This window comes from Puia sp. (genome assembly GCF_035546395.1).
In the GTDB taxonomy this organism is placed as follows: domain Bacteria; phylum Bacteroidota; class Bacteroidia; order Chitinophagales; family Chitinophagaceae; genus Puia.
In genome coordinates, this window is record NZ_DASZXR010000014.1 from 160,375 (window position 1) to 179,108 (window position 18,734).

Annotated in this window: 15 protein-coding genes; 9 read left to right on the forward strand and 6 right to left on the reverse strand. The window is 54.4% G+C overall.

Features of this window, described 5'->3' with window-relative positions:
* Positions 1–99 precede the first annotated feature (99 nt).
* Positions 100–1,713, reverse strand: coding sequence for an MFS transporter (locus tag VHE34_RS13385; RefSeq protein ID WP_325588674.1), 1,614 nt, complete (start codon positions 1,711–1,713; stop codon positions 100–102).
* Positions 1,714–1,823: 110 nt separating this feature from the next.
* Between VHE34_RS13385 and VHE34_RS13390 the strand changes: the two genes are divergently transcribed.
* From VHE34_RS13390 to VHE34_RS13415, 6 genes are all read left to right on the forward strand, one after another.
* Positions 1,824–3,248: a glycogen/starch synthase gene (locus VHE34_RS13390; protein ID WP_325588676.1), complete on the forward strand. Its 1,425-nt coding sequence runs from the start codon at positions 1,824–1,826 to the stop codon at positions 3,246–3,248.
* Between the two features lie 74 nt (positions 3,249–3,322).
* On the forward strand, positions 3,323–4,597 hold the full coding sequence (locus VHE34_RS13395; protein ID WP_325588678.1) for a glucose-1-phosphate adenylyltransferase: 1,275 nt from the start codon (positions 3,323–3,325) through the stop codon (positions 4,595–4,597).
* Between the two features lie 38 nt (positions 4,598–4,635).
* Positions 4,636–4,818 carry a hypothetical protein gene (locus VHE34_RS13400; protein ID WP_325588680.1) on the forward strand — a complete coding sequence of 61 codons (183 nt, stop codon included), beginning with the start codon at positions 4,636–4,638 and terminating at the stop codon, positions 4,816–4,818.
* Positions 4,806–5,123: a type II toxin-antitoxin system RelE/ParE family toxin gene (locus tag VHE34_RS13405; protein WP_325588682.1), complete on the forward strand. Its 318-nt coding sequence runs from the start codon at positions 4,806–4,808 to the stop codon at positions 5,121–5,123. The genes VHE34_RS13400 and VHE34_RS13405 overlap by 13 nt, the downstream gene beginning before the upstream one ends.
* A gap of 12 nt (positions 5,124–5,135) precedes the next feature.
* Positions 5,136–6,551, forward strand: a complete 1,416-nt coding sequence (locus VHE34_RS13410; protein WP_325588684.1) for an MFS transporter — start codon at positions 5,136–5,138, stop codon at positions 6,549–6,551.
* A gap of 10 nt (positions 6,552–6,561) precedes the next feature.
* Positions 6,562–8,388 (forward strand): alpha-amylase family glycosyl hydrolase, encoded by a 1,827-nt coding sequence (locus tag VHE34_RS13415; protein ID WP_325588686.1) that lies wholly within the window; start codon positions 6,562–6,564, stop codon positions 8,386–8,388.
* Here the strand turns inward: VHE34_RS13415 and VHE34_RS13420 are convergent.
* Together VHE34_RS13420 and VHE34_RS13425 are read right to left on the reverse strand one after the other, a co-directional pair.
* Complete coding sequence (locus VHE34_RS13420) at positions 8,380–9,144, reverse strand: GLPGLI family protein (protein ID WP_325588688.1); 765 nt, start codon at positions 9,142–9,144, stop codon at positions 8,380–8,382. The two genes, VHE34_RS13415 and VHE34_RS13420, sit on opposite strands and share 9 nt — an antisense overlap.
* Before the next feature lie 2 nt (positions 9,145–9,146).
* Positions 9,147–11,939, reverse strand: a complete 2,793-nt coding sequence (locus tag VHE34_RS13425; RefSeq protein WP_325588690.1) for a TonB-dependent receptor — start codon at positions 11,937–11,939, stop codon at positions 9,147–9,149.
* A 90-nt stretch (positions 11,940–12,029) separates the two neighbouring features.
* Here VHE34_RS13425 and glgB point away from each other — a divergent pair, with 90 nt between their 5' ends.
* Entirely contained in the window at positions 12,030–13,967 is a 1,938-nt protein-coding gene (gene glgB / locus VHE34_RS13430; protein ID WP_325588692.1) for a 1,4-alpha-glucan branching protein GlgB, read from the forward strand.
* A 1-nt stretch (position 13,968) separates the two neighbouring features.
* Here the strand turns inward: glgB and argS are convergent, their stop codons facing one another.
* Positions 13,969–15,741 carry an arginine--tRNA ligase gene (gene argS, locus VHE34_RS13435; protein WP_325588694.1) on the reverse strand — a complete coding sequence of 591 codons (1,773 nt, stop codon included), beginning with the start codon at positions 15,739–15,741 and terminating at the stop codon, positions 13,969–13,971.
* A gap of 74 nt (positions 15,742–15,815) precedes the next feature.
* Here argS and VHE34_RS13440 point away from each other — a divergent pair, with 74 nt between their 5' ends.
* Entirely contained in the window at positions 15,816–16,307 is a 492-nt protein-coding gene (locus VHE34_RS13440; RefSeq protein ID WP_325588696.1) for a GtrA family protein, read from the forward strand.
* 7 nt (positions 16,308–16,314) lie between these two features.
* Here VHE34_RS13440 and VHE34_RS13445 read toward each other — a convergent pair whose 3' ends face one another.
* Together VHE34_RS13445 and VHE34_RS13450 are read right to left on the reverse strand one after the other, a co-directional pair.
* Positions 16,315–16,728 (reverse strand): VOC family protein, encoded by a 414-nt coding sequence (locus VHE34_RS13445; protein ID WP_325588698.1) that lies wholly within the window; start codon positions 16,726–16,728, stop codon positions 16,315–16,317.
* Positions 16,729–16,749: 21 nt separating this feature from the next.
* Positions 16,750–17,208, reverse strand: a complete 459-nt coding sequence (locus VHE34_RS13450) for an AraC family transcriptional regulator (RefSeq protein WP_325588700.1) — start codon at positions 17,206–17,208, stop codon at positions 16,750–16,752.
* 109 nt (positions 17,209–17,317) lie between these two features.
* On the opposite strand from VHE34_RS13450, the gene VHE34_RS13455 reads away from it, so the two are divergent.
* Positions 17,318–18,691 (forward strand): HAD-IB family phosphatase, encoded by a 1,374-nt coding sequence (locus tag VHE34_RS13455; protein WP_325588702.1) that lies wholly within the window; start codon positions 17,318–17,320, stop codon positions 18,689–18,691.
* Positions 18,692–18,734: the final 43 nt, after the last annotated feature.

Here is an 18,734-nt window from a genome sequence, read left to right on the forward strand (position 1 = left end):
CGGGTTGCAAATATATGGCATAAAGCAACGCATTTGGACCTTTGGTCCATCTTTGTGAAGCAGGGATGCCCCCTCCGGCCGGCCTTTCTCCGGTCGCGCCTAGTGGCCGCCTCCGATCTGTTCGTCGAAGTTCAGTCCCTGGGCCTTGAGGGTACTCTTCAATCGGAGCGCCAGCCAGGCCAGAATGACATAGCAGACGACAGCTACGATATAGCTGTAGTGCATTCCGGTGGTGGAGCCCAGTGCATCCCCTACGGCGCCCTGGACAGGAGGCACGACCGCGCCCCCCAGGATCATCATGATCAGGAAGGCCGAACCCTGGCTGGTGAATTTACCAAGTCCCGCTACACCCAGTGAGAAGATGCAGGGCCACATGATCGAATTACAGAGTCCTGCGGCCATGATACAATACACCGAGAAGATACCGCTCGAAAGCACCCCTGTAAGAATAAACAGACCGGCCAGCAGGGCAAGCGTCAAAAGGGTCTTGACCGGTTTTTGCTGGCCGAAGAAGAAGGCGGCGACCGCCACGGCGACAAAGCCGGCATAGCCATAAAGATCGCTGACATCGCCACTATAAAGATGGTTGACAAATAAAGCAACGCCGAATGCTACAAAGGGAACCACAATGGTTGCAATGCGTTTTCCCATTTCTGAGAGATTGAATACGCCGATCGCGCCCGTCCACCGGCCGATCATGAGGCTAGCCCAGTAAAGGCTTACGTACTTGGAGATCTTACTTTCGTCCAGGCCGGATATGGTGAGGTATCCCGGCTCCCGTAAAAGGGCGCCGAAATTATTGTCGATCGTCACTTCGACGCCTACATAGAGGAAAATACCCAACATCCCGTAGATGAGCTGCGGATAGCGCATCGCACCCCACTTATCATGGTTCTTTACGGCGGCGGAATTGGAATAGACAAGGATGCCGACGACCACCAACAGGGTCACGATCAGCAGGGGCAATTTCTCGATCGAGGTGAGCTGACCGATCAGGATGATGACCCCGATCAGAACGGTCATCAGGATCAGCGATCTCGACGCCTTAAAGGATCCTTCGAAACGGTCGTCGTCCTTACCGGCGGGAAGCCTGGAAAACGTGAAGAACAAGGCCACCGCGGCAAATACGCATGCCACGATCAGGAATAGATTATTGATATTGGTGACAGTTGCCAGACTGGCATCGCCGCCGACTTGTCCAAAGAGAAAGACGCTGAAGATGATCGGTCCGAGAGTCGTGCCGAGTGAATTGACCCCCCCGGCCAGGTTAAGCCGGTGGCTGCCCGTCGACGGATCGCCGAGGATGATGGCGAAAGGCTGTGCGGCCGTCTGCTGAAGGGAGAAGCCAAGCGCCACGACAAAATAAGCCGCCAACAAGCCGGCAAAGGAATGGGCATTGGCAGAAGGGATGATCAATAGCGCACCTGCCACCGAGATCCAGATACCGTAGATGATCCCTTTTTTATACCCGATGCGGTTCAAAATATCGTACTTGACAAGACTCGATATTATATATAGCGCCAACGACCCGATAAAATATGCGCCGTAGAACGCAGAACCGAGGAGCTGCGACTCAAACTGCGTCAGGCTGAAATTATGCTTGCAGAATGGAATGAAGATGCTTTGCGAAGCTGCGATGAATCCCCAGAAAAAAAAGACGAGGACTAACGTCGCGAGGGCTCCTGTGTTGGTCGGTTGCTTTTGGTTGGCCATTTAATAAGCATTTGGAATTAATTGGCCAAAATACCACCTTTTTCCGAAGCGAAAAATTTTTTCATCACCGGCACGCGGTTTAATCGAAAACCTTGCTAAATTGAACAGGAATGGAAATACTTCATGTTTCTGCAGAGTGTTATCCCGTGGCCAAGGCCGGCGGATTGGGCGACGTAGTTGGGGCTTTGCCGAAATACCAGCGGGACCTGGGTCATATCGCAAAGGTGGTCATGCCTATGTATCGAACGAAATTCCTGGCGGCCAATGAATGGGAAGTAGTACACAAAGGATATACCCACCTGCACGACTACTGGTTCAATTATACGATCATCAAGGAGAAGACCAATAAGATCGGATTCGACCTGTACCTGGTGGACATCTACGGACTGCTGGACAGGGAAAAGATATACGGCTATTCAGACGATGTGGAGCGGTTCACGGCTTTCCAGATCGCGGTCGTCGACTGGTTGTCGGCGTGGAAGCATCACCCGGATGTGGTTCATGTGCACGATCACCATACGGCCCTGGTTCCTTTCATGCTCAAACATTGTTTCGCCTACCAGCATCTGCAGAACATCGTTTCGATCCTGACGATCCACAATGCGCAATACCAGGGGCAGACGGGGATGGACAAGACGGTGTATATTCCGGCGTGGGACCCCTGGAAACGCGGACTGCTCGAATGGGCGGGCGCCCTCAATCCCCTGGCCTGCGGCATCCGTTGCGCCTGGAAGGTGACGACGGTGAGCCCGACCTACCTGGACGAGATGCGAAGCAGCGCGGCGGGGCTGGAAGCGCTGCTGGAGTATGAGAAAGGAAAATGCAGCGGTATCCTGAACGGGATCGACACCGTCGTTTGGGACCCTTCAACGGACCGTTATGTAGAGAACCATTATGACGTCACGACTGTTGAGGAGGGGAAGGCGAATAGCAAGGCGCTTCTGTGCGGGCAATATAACCTGGACATCCGCAAGCCGCTGATCGTGTTTATTGGCCGGCTTGTCGGGGACAAGGGAGCGGATCTGCTGCCGCAGGTGATCGAAGACTCCTTTTATTATCTCGGCCGCAAGATGAACTTCTTTGTGCTGGGCAGCGGGCTGCCGGAGATCGAAGGGAAGTTGCAAGCGATCCGGGACCTGTCGAGGGGCGACTATAACACCTATATCGGCTATGACGAAGCGCTTAGCCACCTGTTGTACGCGGGCGCGGACTATATCCTGATGCCTTCGAGGGTGGAGCCCTGCGGACTGAACCAGATGTATGCGCTCCGGTATGGCACCGTGCCGGTGGTCCGGAATACCGGGGGGCTGCATGACACCGTAATCGATTACGGCGATAAGGACGGCTACGGCATCCGCTTCGACCACGCATCGGTGCAGGATATGACCCACAGCGTGTGGAGGTCGGTGGAACTTTATCATCAGCCGGAGATGCTGAAAGACATCCGGCAGCGGATGATGCGATTGGACTTCAGCTGGGAAACCAGCGTACGTGCTTACCTGGACCTTTACGACCGGGCAACGTACGGGGGCTAAAAGGCTCATAAGATCAGGTGCAAAATTAGATTAGCTTTATAAACCAGATTGTTCATTAATTTAAACGCTTGTATATGTCCAAAGAAATTTTATCCGTGATCTTGGGAGGAGGGGCCGGAACGCGGTTGTATCCCCTGACCGCCAGCCGCAGCAAGCCGGCCGTTCCTATCGCAGGGAAGTACCGACTGGTCGATATTCCCATTTCGAACTGCCTGAACTGCGGTATTTCCCGAATGTTCGTCCTGACCCAGTTCAACTCGGCGTCCCTGAACCGGCATATCAAGAACACCTACCATTTCAGCGCTTTCAGCTCTGCCTTTGTGGACATCCTGGCGGCCGAACAGACCCCGGACAACCCCACCTGGTACCAGGGCACGGCCGATGCCGTCCGGCAATGTCTTCGGCATATCGGTCCTTTCGACAGCGAATATGTGCTGATCCTTTCCGGGGACCAATTGTACCAGATGGACTTTATGGAGATGCTGGCCCACCATAAGGAGAAGGGGGCGGATATCTCGATCGCGACCATCCCCGTGAACGACCGGGAAGCGTCTGATTTCGGGATCATGAAGATGGACGAGAACGGGTTTATCACGTCCTTCACCGAAAAGCCGAAAAAGGACATGCTGCCGCCCTGGGTCAGCGATACGGGTCCCGCCATGCAGGCGCAGGGCCGGAACTACCTGGCCTCGATGGGTATCTATATCTTCAACCGGCAGCTGCTCTCCGACCTGTTGCAGAACGAATATGCGGAAGCAACCGACTTCGGCAAGGAAATAATTCCCCAGTCCCTGGAAAAATACAAGGTGGTGAGCTACCAGTATGAGGGGTACTGGACCGATATCGGGAATATCCCTTCGTTCTTCGAGGCCAACCTGGGACTGACGAAGGATATCCCCGATTTCAATCTTTTCGACAATGAAAAGGCCATCTATACCCGCGCGCGGATGCTGCCCCCCGCCAAGATCAGCGGCACGACGCTGGAAAAGACGATCATCGCCGAAGGTTGTATCATCAACGCCTCACGGATCGAGAACAGCGTGATCGGTATCCGGACGCGGATAGGGACGGGCACGACGATCGTCAGCAGCTACCTCATGGGGGTCGACTATTATGAGACGATCGAGGAGATCGAGCTGGCGCGCCAGCATGGCCTGCCGACCGTGGGTATCGGGCACCGGTGCTATATCCGCAATGCCATCGTCGACAAAAATTGCCGCATCGGTGACGACGTCCGGATCAACGGCGGACATCACCTGGAGAATTCGGATCATTCGCTGTACACGGTAAAAGAAGGCGTGGTGGTGATCAAGAAGGGGGCCGTGTTGCCCAATGGGTTTGTGATATAATGAAAAAAGCTTAATTTGCTATTAAACGAACTATTGTTATGCTCACCAGGAAACAGGTAATGTCAGCGCTTAGGAAAATGCCGGATACGTTCGATACCACCTACCTGTTTGATCATATCCTTTTATTGACCAAAATCGAAGAGGGCAGGGTACAAATCCGGGAAGGCAAGGGCCAGTCTACCGAAGAGGCCAGGAAAAAGTTAAAGAAATGGCTGAAGTAGAATGGGCGCCACGGGCCATAAAGGATATTAATGAAATAGCAGAATTTATTGCAAAAGACTCCGTTCGCTACGCGGAAGAACAGGTGCGGCTTTTTTTCAGAGCCGCATCTCAGCTTGAGACACACCCTTACAGGGGAAGAATCGTTCCAGAATTGAGCATGCCTGCGATTCGCCAAATCCTATGCGGACATTACCGGATCATCTATGAAGTCGTTTCATCTAAACGGATAGGAATTCTCACTGTCCATCATCAGGCGCGTTTGCTTCGGAACAATCCGGCTGTACGGAAGTTCCGGAAAAAATAAATCGATTGCAAAATGGCCAATGCACCCATGACGAAAGCCGCGCCGAAGTCAGCGGTTCTTAAGCCCTTGCTGACCACTGGTCAGATCGTTTCTATGAGCTTTGGTTTCCTCGGGATCCAGTGCGGTTTTGCTTTGCAGAATACGAACACCAGTCGCATCCTGCGGTCTTTTGGCGCCGATGTAGACCAGCTGCCGGCATTCTGGCTGGTGGCGCCGCTGGTGGGGCTGATCGTACAGCCGCTGATCGGTCACTATAGCGACCGCACCTGGAACCGGCTGGGTCGTCGCAAACCTTACTTTCTCACCGGCGCAATCCTTTCTTCTTTAGCCTTGATCCTGCTGCCCAATAGTGGCAAAATGGCCGGGCCGATCCCTGCGCTTTGGGTGGGGGCCATATTTGTAATGGTCATGGACGCCTCTTTCAATGTGGCGATGGAACCTTTCCGGGCGCTCGTGGCCGACAACCTGCCGGACAGGCAACGGGCCAAGGGCTTTGCCATCCAGGCTTGTCTCATCGGCATCGGCGCCGTGGGTGGAGGCTTTATGACGAGTATCCTCGCCCGGTTGGGCTTCAGCCAAACCCCAGGCCCGGATGGCATCGCCGACAATATCAAATACGCCTTTTACATCGGCGCCACCATTTTTATACTGGCGATCCTGGTGACCGCTTTTTTTTCAAAGGAATATCCCCCGAAAGAATACGAACTATATCATGGTCAAGCAGGCGACAAGCAGAAGGCCGGGCTGGGGGAGATCGGCCGGGATTTTATGCGAATGCCCAAGACTATGAAGCAACTGGGGCTGGTGCAGTTCTTCAGCTGGTTTGCCTTCTTCAGCATGTGGGTGTTCACTACCGATGCCGTCGCCACGCATATTTTCGGACTGCATGGTGAATATGCGAAAACAAAGGCTTATAACCAGGCGGGAGATATTGTGGGCAATGCTTTTGCCATTTACAATGCCGTAGGCGCGCTGTTCGCGCTTTGCCTGACGCCGATGTCAAAGGCCCTCGGCAGGAAGTTGACCCACGCGATCTCGCTTGTGGCCGGGGGGATCGGCCTGATCTCGATCTTCTTCGTGCGCAACGAGTGGGGGCTCTACTATGCCATGATCGGCGTCGGCCTGGCCTGGGCCAGCATCCTGGCGATGCCCTACGTGATCCTCAGCGGCTGCATCCCCGCAGGGAAAATGGGTATCTACATGGGTATCTTCAATTTCTTCATCACCCTGCCGCAGATCGTGAACGGGGTTTTCGGCGGCTGGATCATGAAACACCTGTATGGTGGTCAGCCCATTTATTCTATCATCATGGCCGGGTTCTGCCTGATCGCGGCGGCTATTTCAGTGCTCTTTGTTTACGATGGTGGTGCGATCCGCATTCAACAGGAGAAGGCGGGCTTCTATGCTGCGGAGCGGGCGGTGGATTAAACTTTCGATTATGAGAATGATCGTTGCCATGGGGTGTTTCCTGGTGTGCCGGGTGGCGCTCGGACAGAGTCTGTATCCCTCCAACTGGTGGGTGGGAATGAAACATTCCACGATCCAGGTGATCGTCCGCGGCGATGGGGTGGGAAAGGCTACCGGGGTGACGGTGAACTATCCGGGTGTGACCCTGACCGACTGGCATCGGGCAAGCAGTCCCGATTATGTGTTCCTGCATTTGCGGATCGAAGCCGCGGCAAAACCGGGGATGGTGACCATCGGGCTTACCGGAAGGGGATCGGTCACGCTGCCGTTGGAGCAACGCCGCCCGGGCAACGGCACGGCTTATGCGCAAGGGATCACCTCATCGGACTTCATTTACTTCCTGATGCCCGACCGGTGGAGCAACGGGGACCGGGGCAACGATCGGATTCCCGGCCTGCGGGATCAATCGCTCAACCGGGACTCGATGTACCTGCGCCATGGCGGCGACTTCCAGGGGATCATCGATCATCTCGATTACCTGCAGCAATTGGGGGTGACGGCGTTGTGGATGACGCCGGTGATATTGAACGATATGCCGGACCGCACGGAGCATGGCTACGCGTTCACCGACCATTATATCATCGATCCCCGATTGGGCGGTGCAAAAATGTATGCGAAGCTATCCGATGAACTGCACCGGCGCGGGATGAAACTGATCCAGGACGCCGTCTATAACCATGTGGGAAGCTATCACTGGATCATCGCCGATCCGCCGGAAAAGAACTGGTTGCATCAATGGCCCACCTATACCCAAACCAACTATCGCGGGGAGCCGCTGATGGACCCACATGCCAGCGCAGGCGATAGAAAGCTCTCGAGCGATGGCTGGTTCACGCGGCAGATGCCCGACCTGAACCAGGACAACCCCGACCTGGCTGAATTTTTGATCCAGCATGCGATCTGGAGCGTGGAATCCTTTGGGGTCGATGGCTGGCGGATCGACACCTATATGTACAACAGCCTTCCATTTATGAACCGCTGCAACCAGGCCCTGACCGATGAATACCCGAAGCTGACGATGTTCGGCGAATGCTGGACCGCGGGCGTGGCGAGGCAAGCCTGGTTTACGCGGAACAACCTGAATACATCCTTTAAAAGCAACCTTACGGGAGTGCTGGATTTTCAGTGTCTCTTCAGCGGCATCGCGCCGGCAGTGAAGGATACTTCTTCATGGGGCGCCGGCGTCAACCAGCTCTACCAGACGCTGGGCGAAGATTTCCTGTATCAGCATCCCGCGAACAACGTCATCTTCCTCGACAATCACGATATGAGTCGGTTCTTTTCGCAGACGGGTGAAGATGCTGCGGCGCAAAAGATCGGGCTGGAGTGGCTGCTGACCGAACGCGGCATTCCGCAGTTGTACTATGGGACGGAGGTGTTGATGGCGGGGATCAGCAACCCGGATGGACTCGTGCGATCGGACTTCCCCGGCGGATGGAAGGGGGATTCGCGCAGCGCTTTTACCGGCGAGGGGCTGACGGCCGACCAGCGGGTCACCCAGGAGCTGGTGAAGCGATTGGGCTCCTTCCGGCTTCGTTCTTCCGCCCTACGCACAGGGACGATGATGCAATATGTTCCTCAGGGTTCCTTGTACGTCTATTTCCGCTATGATGCAAAGCAAACGATCCTTTGCGCGATGAATACGGGCAATGCAACGGTGACCGTGGACTTTAGACGCTTCCGGGAGCGGACGAAGGGATTCAGCCAGGGAGTGGATGTGGTGACCGGGGAAAAGTACCCACTTGCGCAGCCCGCGACCCTGCCCGGCCGGACGATGTGGGTGCTGGAATTACAATAATATCGCCTCGATGTATTGCCGCCCTGTTTTCCGCCAATCTTTTAGGCTCGGCTGTACGCTTTGCAGGAGTCCCGCGTTGTTCACCTTCTTGCCCTTTGCCGGCGGCGCTACCTGGGCATCGGTGACATTGACCGCCTCCACCTTTGTGGCAAACCAGCTGACATGGTTATGGGGGAGCGATACGCCGAGGATCATTCCCGGCAGGCCGGTAAAGGATTCGGGCCCACCCTCCGCGAGGATCTCGTCGGTATAAAAAGCCACCACATAGATCGAATCCATGATGATCGCATTGGCGCGGCGGCAGGTGAAACCGGCAATGTTCCGGGTCTCGTCGGTGATCTTCCATTTGATGGGCCGGAGACTATCCTCCACCAGGAATCCCTGTTCGAAGACGTTCTTCCGGCTGATGCACTTCCTTGCTTCCAGGTCGGAGAAGACGGTATTGTCCTGGGCAGGAGGCGTCCAGAAAAAGAAGTTCTGCTTGTCGTCGCTTTCCCGGCCGGGTTTATACAGGGATTTGTTACTCGTGAAATAGAGATCGAAATAGGAGGTCCGGAAATGGTTCGCCATTTTTTTCATCAGATCGACCCATTGTTCATCCCCCTCTTCCATCGTTTGCTGCATCTGGGCGTAAACATTCACGCTGCGCTGGAATTCGATGCGGCCGTGTGAGATGAAAATGGGGTTGCTTTGCGCCCGGACCGTGCCGGCGGCAAAGCCAAGGAGAAGCAGGCTGGATAACAGTTTGCGTACCATAATTAACGTTGCGGCGGCATGGGCGTGCCGGCCTTTGTGAAATTCCAGACCACCGAAAACATCCCATATCGCCGGATCGTCGTATAGGTGCTCTGGGAAATAAAGTTACTGTTGACGTTGCGGTTAAACCCGATATTCTGGTTGAACAGATCGTTGACGGCCACCTTTATCAGCAGGGCGTCGTTCTTCAGGAATTTCTTGCCGATCCAGCCATTCACCAGCGCCACGTTGTTGTTGTTGGGGAAGATCGGCGTTTTCTCCCGGAGATTGATATCCGCTTCCGCATGGATCTGGAATTTCAGCGGCAGGAACCAATTGGTTTCCGGATTGATCTGATAGGTCCAATACTTAGTGGAGATCCCGGTGTTGACGGTGCTCCGGCTTTCGGTATAGCTGGCGTTGAACTGGACGCCGAAATCGTACTTCTTCTCCTTCGATTTATAGACCCCATACCCGGCCGTATAGGTCTGGCTGCGCGTCTTATTGGCGACCCCGTTGATGTAGCTGACATTGCCGGAGTTGTTTACGTTGCCATTGATATTGAAGCGCAGATCGGGTTTCTTCCATTTGAAAGAGTAGTTGGCCCAGCCGTTGAGCCGGTAGTCGCCTTGTACGTTGATATACTGGTTCACCCGTTTGCCGCTGTCCGGATCGATGGTGACCTTGCTGGCAATATCATTCTCGGTAAAGGAATAGTTGATCCCTACCCAGATGCCGCGATCGGTCAGCACCTTGTAATCGTTGAAGAAAAGGCGGAACTGATTGGTGAATTTCGGCTTGAGGGCAGGATTCCCGATGGTGATGTTCAGCGGATCTTCATTGGTATAGATCGGCTGGATCTGCGTTACCTGGGGCTGGTCGGTTCTGCCGTTGTAATTGAAGCCCAGCCGGCGCATGTTGGTGAAGCTCCAGGTGAAGTTGGCATTGGGATACCAGTTGACAAAATGCCGGTGACCGCTGGTATCGGCCACCAGGTCGCGCTGATCGAACTGGGTAAAGCCGACATCGGATCCCAGGGCGAACCGGAATTTCTTCTTGATCATCGTATAGCCCAGGCCGCCGCGGTGGGTGAATACATTGTACTTATAGTCATTGCTGAAGAGCGAGTCGAGCACGATATACTTGCCGCCGAAGCCCTTGTTGTACGAATCCCGGTTCGAATGGCTGTTGTTGATCACCACTCCATAGTTGGCGACCAGGAAGGAGGTCTTCGAAAGGGGTTGGGTGAAGGTCGCCCGGGAATCGATGAGTGTAGTGACGGTATGAAAGTCTTTTAGCTGATCGACCAGCGAGTCGTAGGTAGGCCCCCCCTTGTCATAGAACTGCGTATTGGAATAGAGCGAACCGGTGGATTTATCATCGGTGTAATTCTCTCGAACGGCCACCGAGATGGTTCGGCCTTTTGCCAGTTTCTTCCGCCAGATCAGGTAGCTGTTGAGGATGTTCTTGTCGCCCACGGTGCTGGTGATCCGGTCATTATGATTGATCAGGCTCGTATCGTTGCCGAGATAATCATTGTGAAATTCATTGAAGGTGGTCTTGTGGTCGGTGCCGCCCGTGGCCTGGATCTTCAGCGAGGAGGTGGAATCGAATTTCACTTCGTAGTTGCCATCCGCGGTATGCCGGGTGATCTGGTTCCGGAAGTTCTGTGTCTGGTTGTTGAAAGAGATGGAGGTTGGGAGGATATTCTCGCTGTTGGTGACGTTGTTGCCGGCGACGTTCAGCTGCAAATACTTATAGTTTCCATTGAGCGAGATATTATCGTCGGACCATTTATTATTGAAGTGGAGTCCGCCGGTCTTGACGCTGGGTTTGCCCTGTCCTTCATATTGGCCCGACCAGCTGTCCAGCTCGTCGTTGTTGCCGGTCGATGTAAAATTGAAGGACCCGGTGTTCTGATCGACGTCGATATTGTCTGCAAAGCTTTGTCCGTAGCTGTCCCGTTCGCCCCAGTTGAGGCCGGTCTTACCCGTATTGGAGATGATGCCATAGGCGGAGATCTTTTCCTTCTTCTTGAAATAGTTGGCCATGAGCTGTTCGTCATAATAGCCGTCCGTGCCGATGCCACCCGTAACCCGGCCGAAATAGCCCAGCTTCTTGTCGTTCTTCAATTTCAGGTTGATCGTCTTTTCCCGCTGGCCGTCGTCGATGCCCGTAAAAGTCGCCTGGTCGCTTTTCTTGTCGTAGACCTGCACCTTGTCGACCATGTCCGCACGAAGGTTTTGGGTGACCAGGGTCGGGTCATCACCGAAGAACTCTTCGCCGTCGACGAGGACCTTCTTGACCGCTTCGCCCTGGGCGGTGATCTTGCCGTTCTTATCGACCTGGATGCCGGGGAGTTTCTTCAGCAGATCTTCCACGTTTGCGCCTGCCTGGGTTTTGAAGCTGTCGGCGTTGAATTCGGTCGTGTCGCCCTTGATCCGCACGGCGCCTTTATTCCCGCTGACGACGACCGTTTCCAGCAATTTGCTTTTCAGGGTCATGCCGATGATGGGCAGGACGACGGCGCCGGAGTCCTTTATGACGAGGGTGTCGACATAGTCGGCATAGGAAGGATACGTCACCAGGAGGATATAATGTCCGGGCGGTGCGGTAAGCTGGAAATGACCGCCGGCCGTGGTCCGGGTGTGACGGACGAGGATGCTGTCCGTAGGCCGGAGCAGGAGAACGGAACCATTTATCAGGGACTTTTTTTCGGTGGTATCGGCGATAGTGCCGGAGACGCGGGAGGATTGAGCCATTACGGCCACGGAGAACAGGAGGAAAGACAGTAGGAGGACAGTTAGTCTGGGCATAGGATGGTACCAGGTTTAGCCGGCTGAAATTAAATTCAAAATCAAGGATATGCAACAACGAACCCTTAAATTTACGTTAAAGACTCCAAGATGAGATATGAAGAAGTGCATTTCGTCGACTCGACCCTGCCGGTTTGGAACTATTCTCTTTTTTCGGATGAGGATATCCGCAACTTCCAGCAGGGCACACATTACAGGGCTTATGAATTGTTCGGCAGCCATGGTCTAACGGTGTTGGGCAGGAAAGGCTATTACTTTGCCGTCTGGGCGCCCAATGCAACGGCCGTGTCGGTAATCGGCAACTTCAACGACTGGACGCCCGAAGCGCATCCTCTCTTTGTCCGGCTGGAACGCTCGGGTATTTGGGAAGGTTTCATTCCGGATGTCCCCGCGGGCGAATCTTATAAGTATCATATTAAAGGTTTTAATGGGGCGACCCTGGATAAGGGCGACCCTTATTGTCATTTCTGGGAGATGCGGCCAAAGACCGCTTCCATAACCTGGGAACTGGATTTTCCCTGGAAAGATGCGGAGTGGATGCAAACCCGTAAAAACCACAACTCGCTGGACGCCCCCTGGAGCATCTACGAGGTCCATCTCGCCAGTTGGATGCGTCCCGACCCCTTTGACGAGGAGCGATATAACACCTACGACCAGATCCGGGAGCTGCTGGTGCCCTATGTCAAACAGATGGGATTTACGCATGTGGAGCTGATGCCGGTGATGGAACATCCTTTCGACGGCAGCTGGGGATACCAGGGGACCGGATATTACGCCCCGACGAGCCGGTTCGGCGATCCCCAGGGTTTTATGGCGCTGGTGGACGCCTTTCACCAGGAAGGCATCGGGGTCATTCTCGACTGGGTACCCTCGCACTTTCCATACGATTACCATGGGCTGTACCTCTTCGACGGGGCAAACACCTACGAATACGCGGACATGCGTAAGGGTTTTCATCCCGACTGGAACAGCTACATCTTCAATTACAGCCGGGGCGAGGTGAAGTCGTTCCTGATCAGCAATGCCCGCTTCTGGCTGGATAAATTCCATGTCGACGGAATCCGGGTCGATGCCGTGAGCTCGATGCTCAAGCTGAACTATTCCCGGCAGGCGGGGGGCTGGGAGCCCAATGAATATGGCGGGGACGGCAACCTCGAAGCGATCGCGTTTATCAAAGATCTTAACCAGACCATATTCCGCGATTTTCCCGATGTCCAGACCATTGCCGAGGAAGCAACGGACTGGCCGGGTGTCAGCCGGCCGACCTATGCGGGCGGGCTTGGTTTTGGCATGAAATGGATGATGGGCTGGATGCACGATACGCTGGATTATTTCAAGCTCGATCCCGTCCACCGGCGGCATCACCAGGACAAGTTCAGCTTCAGCATGATGTATTATTATGATGAGAACTTCGTGCTTCCGCTGAGCCATGACGAGGTGGTGCATGGCAAGTCGCCGATGATCTATAAGATGCCGGGGGACGACTGGCAGAAATTTGCCAACCTGCGGCTTTTATATACCTATATGCTGACGCATCCGGGGGGAAAGCTGCTGTTCATGGGTAATGAGTTCGGGGCGACGACGGAATGGAACTACAAGACGGAGCTGCCCTGGTACCTGCTGCAATACGATTCGCATCGCCTGCTGAAGGACTGTGTGCGCGATCTCAACGGCCTGTTGCGGGGAGAGCCGGCGATGTACGAGAACCAGTTCAATATGTATGGGTTCGAATGGGTGGACCTCCGGCACCGGGACGAGAGCGTGATGGTCTATCGCCGCAAGGGTAAGGATGCGGCCAACGACTTATTGGTGATCCTGAATATGACGCCGGTGGTGCGACGCGATTGGCGGGTGTATGCGCGCGGGAAAGAGGAGTGGAAAGAGATCTTCAATAGCGATGACCGGAAATACTGGGGGACGGGGGATACGAATAATCCTGCTATTCCCGTACAGATGGTAGATGAGACGGATGGGGTGTATGAATTGACCGTCCATTTGCCACCGCTGGGCGGAATCGTGCTGCGCTGATCTACATTCGCTCCGGGACGCGGATGCCGAGGACATTCATCGCGTTGCGGAGGGTGTTGGCCGTTAGCCGGCAGAGCCGCAGGCGAAGGGCTTTTTTCTCCGGGGTTTCCGCGTTTGCGATGCTGTGTTCCGCGTAAAAGGAATTGAAGGTCTGTGCGAGCTGGTAAGCAAAGCCGGCGATCACCGAAGGACTCATCTCCTGGCCGGCCTGTTGGATGACGGCGGGGAATTTTTCCAGTGTAATGATCAGGGTCTTTTCGAGGGGGAGGAGGGGGGCAGTCCCCGGCTGACCGGTAAGCGTTTCCTTGCGCAGGATACTTTTGATGCGCGCATAGGCGTACTGGATAAAAGTGGCGGTATAGCCATGCAGATCGATGGATTCCTCGGGGTTGAAAACCATCTTCTTTTTGGGATCGACCCGCAACAGGAAGAATTTCAGACCGCCAATACCGATGATGTCGTACAGGTCCTCGAGTTCGTCGAGCCTGAAGTCTTCGGTCTTCCCCAATTCTTTTGTCTTGCGTTCCGCTTCTTTTATCATCTCATCGAGGATATCGTCGGCGTCCACGACGGTACCCTCCCTGGTCTTCATCCGGCCCGTGGGCAGCTCCACCATTCCATAGCTCAGATGGAAAATACCGTCGGCGGCGGGGATGCCAAGCTTCTGGCAGATCAGCTTCAGGACTTTGAAATGGTAGTTCTGTTCATCACCGACCACATAGATGCTCAGGTCGCTGTGGAACTCCTCGTATTTTTTTACGGCCAGGCCGATGTCCTGGGTCATATAAACGGCCGTGCCGTCGCGGCGCTGGACAATTTTCTGGTCGAGGCCGTCGGCGGTCAGATCGATAATAACGCTGCCGTCCTCCTGTTTTTGGAATACGCCTTTTTGCAGGCCCTGCCCGACCAGCTCTTTGCCGAGAAGATAGGTGTTGCTCTCGTAGTATATTTTATCGAAGTCGCTGCCGATGCGATGGTAGGTTTCGTCGAAGCCTTTGTAGACCCAGCCGTTCATTTTCTTCCAAAGATCGATGACTTCGGGTTTGCCGGCTTCCCAGTCGACGAGCATTTGCTGCGCCGCCTTCATGATGGGCGCCTCGCGTTCGGCCGTCTTCTCATCCATGCCGCCGGCGATCAACTCAGCCATTTGCTTCTTGTGTTCGGCGCCGAAGAGCACATAGTAGTCTCCGACCAGATGGTCGCCTTTGATACCGGTGCTCTCGGGTGTGGCGCCGTTGGCGAACAGCTGCCAGGCGATCATGCTTTTGCAGATATGGATGCCGCGATCGTTGGCGATGCAGGTCTTTACAATGTCGTAGCCATTGGCCTTATAGATCTCGGCGATGCTCCAGCCGAGGAAGTTGTTGCGGAGGTGGCCGAGATGCAGGGGCTTGTTGGTGTTGGGGGAGGAATATTCCACCATGACCTTTTGGCCTTTTCTGGGTTGGCGGCCGTAGTCGGGATTGTCGTAAGACACCTGGAGGAAGTTCAGCCAGTAGCCGTCGGCGATGGTCAGGTTGAGGAATCCTTTGATGACATTATAGCCGGAAAAAAGGCCCGGGCTAGCGCTCATCATGGCCTTGCCCAATCGATCGCCCAACTCTTCGGGCTTTTTTTTCAATTGCTTGACAAAAGAGAACAACACCACCGTATAGTCGCCCTCGAACTCCGGTTTGGTCTCGTTGACAAGAACATCCGCTGCGGGTAAGGCATATTGATATTCCTGTTGCAGTGCCTCACTGGCGGCCGTTCTGATCTGGCTGATAAGTTCCATTTTCCGTTAATTGGCTGCAAAAGTAAGACATGTTGCCCGTTTTTAGCGTTTTGTAAGTATCTTTGCGCTTCGAGATGTTACGGCTTGTAAAAAATCGCATCGTTGCAATTATCGATTTCTTTTATCCTCCGTTCTGCCGGCTGATGCCGCTGCAAACTTTCCGTTATGCGGCCTGCGGTGGGACCAGCACGATGCTGGATATTGTGATGTATTGGTTCAGCTTCAATTATATCCTTCACAAAGAAAATGTGCATCTGGGCCTCTGGACGATCTCTCCTCATGTTGCTTCCATTTTCATCGCCTTTTGCATCAGTTTTCCCACGGGTTTTATCCTGAACCGGTATATTGCCTTTCCCGGCAGCACGCTCCACGGACGGATCCAGTTGTTCCGCTACTTTGTGCTGGTGATCATCTGTATCGCGCTGAATATCGTTTTCATCAAGCTATTCGTGGAGCAGTTCCATATCTATCCCACTATCGCCAAGATCCTGACGACCATCATCGTGGTGTGCTTCAGCTATGTGACGCAGAAGAATTTTACGTTCAAGATCGAGCAGCCGAAATAATGTCGGACTATTTTGGCTGGGTCATGCTGAACCAGTTGCCCAAACCGTCACTGAGGATGACCTCCGTGCCATAGAATTGTTCTTTGGGTTCCCCTTTGAAAGACACCCCTTTTCCTTTCAGCTCCTCATAGGTGGCGCGGCAGTCGGGAGTATGCAGTACGCCTGCGCCGAGCGCGCCTTTTTCCAGCAGCACCCGGAAGGCATTGGTTGTCTCTTCGTCATACTTCATCATCCCGGAAAGAGGGTTGAGCAGGGCGATCTCGAGGCCGGGCTGATCGGGCGGTGTAATGGTCAGCCAACGGAAGCCATTCTCCATTTTCGCATCTGTGTTGACTTTAAACCCTAATTTGTTGACATAGAAATCGTAGGCTTTGTCCTGGTCGAGCACGAAAAAGGTGACGTGGGAAACTTTAGTGATCATATTTTGTTATTTGATCTAAAGCTAAGGTAACTCGCCGGGCCCGGTTTCTCGATTATTGCTTTCCGGCGGATCGCCGGTGCAATTTTCGATAAAGCAATGAGGAATAAACGACCGGGGTTGCTCCAGGGTCTGCTGGCGGCGTTCATGGGCCTGGACGCGGTAATGAGTGGGGGCGTGGCCGATCTCTTTTTTGAAGAGCGTGCTGAAGGAGCCGATGCTTTCGAAGCCTATCTCGTTGCAGATCTCGGTAATGGTAAGCTCATTCCCGGCAAGGCATTTCCGGGCCTGTTCGATCCGCTTGCGGGTAAGGTACTGGTGCGGAGTAAGCCGGTATATCCGGGTAAATAACCGGTGGAAATGAAACCGGGAAAGACAGGCCTCCCGGGACAGGCGATCCAGGTCGATGGATTCGTTGAAATTCTCATCGATATACAATTTCGCCGTGATGATCTTCTTATAGACGTCGATGGCAATGGGCATTAATCAATTTTAATGGCACGCTTTTGGCCGTGACCCGGTACAAATTTAGTAATTTCGCACCTTGCTCCTACGAAAGGGTTACTTGGACCGCTAAAACAATAACACGCCTATGGTAACAGTCATCATTCCCGCTCTGAATGAAGAGAAAACGATCGGCCAGGTGATTCGGCAGGCCAGACGGAACGAGCTGGTGAATGAGATCATAGTCGTGGATGACATGTCCACGGACAATACCATTGCGGAGGCCCGGAAGGAGGGCGCCCGGGTGATCACCAGCACGCATGTAGGCAAAGGAGATTCGATGCGGGAGGGGATGCTGATGGCCGGGAATGAGATACTGGTATTCCTGGACGCGGATATTCCCGATTACGAGAAGGACATCGTCGGGATGCTGACCGCCCCGCTGATCGCCGACCAGGCGGATTTCGTCAAATCCTATTTCGAACGCCAGAGCGGGCGCATCGCCGAGATCCTCGGAAAGCCCCTGCTGGAAACGTTCTTTCCCCATCTTTTAAAGTACAAGCAGCCGCTGAGCGGGATGATCGCCGGCAAGAAGTCCATCTTTCAGAAGGTGGAGTTCGACAACGATTATGGGGTCGATATCGGCTTGCTGATCGATCTTCACCAGGTGCGGGCCCGCATCGCCGAGGTCTGTATCGGCGAAATGGAGAACGATCACCAGCCCCTGCATATGCTGGGCCGGATGGCCAGGCAGATCGCGGGGGCGATCTTCAAGCGCGTCAACATCTTCGACGGCGGGCGGCAGGAGGAGGAACAGACGCCGCACCTGATGCGCGAGCAGGTGGAGTATGCCCTGAAGGAGATGTCCCGGCATCCCAAAAAGATGATCGTCTTCGATATGGACTATATTCTCCTGCAGGGGAGTTTTATCCGGGCGGCGGCGCAGCGCTTCGGGTTCACCCGGGAACTGAACGATATCCTGGCGCAACCAAAGAGCAATTATATCAAGACCCAGAAGATCGCGCGCCTGCTCGAGGGGCGGACCTTTGCGGAGCTGATCCATGTGGTCGAGTCGATCCCGCTGATCGGCGATGCCGTGCAGGTCATCCGCGAGCTGCAGGTGCGGGGCTATGTCTGCGGCATCATCAGCGACAGCTATCACGCCATCGCCAACCATGTCAAGAACCTGCTCGGACTCGATTTCACCCTGGGCAACGAACTGGAGTTCCAGAAAAGCGTGTCCACGGGGGAGGTAAAGATACCCAGCCAGCTGTTGAAGGATCGGTTCAGCCAGTGCGAGCACGACCATTGCAAGTCCAACATGTTCCAGTATATCTTACACCGGTTTGGGATCAGCCTGGCAGATTCCGTGGCAGTCGGCGACGCCGAAAGCGACATCTGCATGGTCAAAATGGCGGGTACCGGCATTTCCTTCAATTCCCAGACGCCCACACTGGATGAAGTCGCCGATTACGTATTCCGCGGAGATTCACTGAAGCCTGTCCTGGAAGTAGTTAGATGAGACCTGCCGGTTTGCCTGTCACTGTGGCAGCATTGCCTGCAGT

Coding starts and splice junctions, on each gene's coding strand:
- VHE34_RS13405 (WP_325588682.1), top strand. CDS start 4,806: ATGGCTGAAGTAGAATGGGCGCCACGGGCCATAAAGGATATTAATGAA.
- VHE34_RS13395 (WP_325588678.1), top strand. CDS start 3,323: ATGTCCAAAGAAATTTTATCCGTGATCTTGGGAGGAGGGGCCGGAACG.
- VHE34_RS13385 (WP_325588674.1), bottom strand. CDS start 1,713: ATGGCCAACCAAAAGCAACCGACCAACACAGGAGCCCTCGCGACGTTA.
- VHE34_RS13410 (WP_325588684.1), top strand. CDS start 5,136: ATGGCCAATGCACCCATGACGAAAGCCGCGCCGAAGTCAGCGGTTCTT.
- glgB (WP_325588692.1), top strand. CDS start 12,030: ATGAGATATGAAGAAGTGCATTTCGTCGACTCGACCCTGCCGGTTTGG.
- VHE34_RS13445 (WP_325588698.1), bottom strand. CDS start 16,728: ATGATCACTAAAGTTTCCCACGTCACCTTTTTCGTGCTCGACCAGGAC.
- VHE34_RS13420 (WP_325588688.1), bottom strand. CDS start 9,144: ATGGTACGCAAACTGTTATCCAGCCTGCTTCTCCTTGGCTTTGCCGCC.
- VHE34_RS13415 (WP_325588686.1), top strand. CDS start 6,562: ATGAGAATGATCGTTGCCATGGGGTGTTTCCTGGTGTGCCGGGTGGCG.
- VHE34_RS13450 (WP_325588700.1), bottom strand. CDS start 17,208: ATGCCCATTGCCATCGACGTCTATAAGAAGATCATCACGGCGAAATTG.
- VHE34_RS13425 (WP_325588690.1), bottom strand. CDS start 11,939: ATGCCCAGACTAACTGTCCTCCTACTGTCTTTCCTCCTGTTCTCCGTG.
- VHE34_RS13440 (WP_325588696.1), top strand. CDS start 15,816: ATGTTACGGCTTGTAAAAAATCGCATCGTTGCAATTATCGATTTCTTT.
- argS (WP_325588694.1), bottom strand. CDS start 15,741: ATGGAACTTATCAGCCAGATCAGAACGGCCGCCAGTGAGGCACTGCAA.
- VHE34_RS13455 (WP_325588702.1), top strand. CDS start 17,318: ATGGTAACAGTCATCATTCCCGCTCTGAATGAAGAGAAAACGATCGGC.
- VHE34_RS13390 (WP_325588676.1), top strand. CDS start 1,824: ATGGAAATACTTCATGTTTCTGCAGAGTGTTATCCCGTGGCCAAGGCC.
- VHE34_RS13400 (WP_325588680.1), top strand. CDS start 4,636: ATGCTCACCAGGAAACAGGTAATGTCAGCGCTTAGGAAAATGCCGGAT.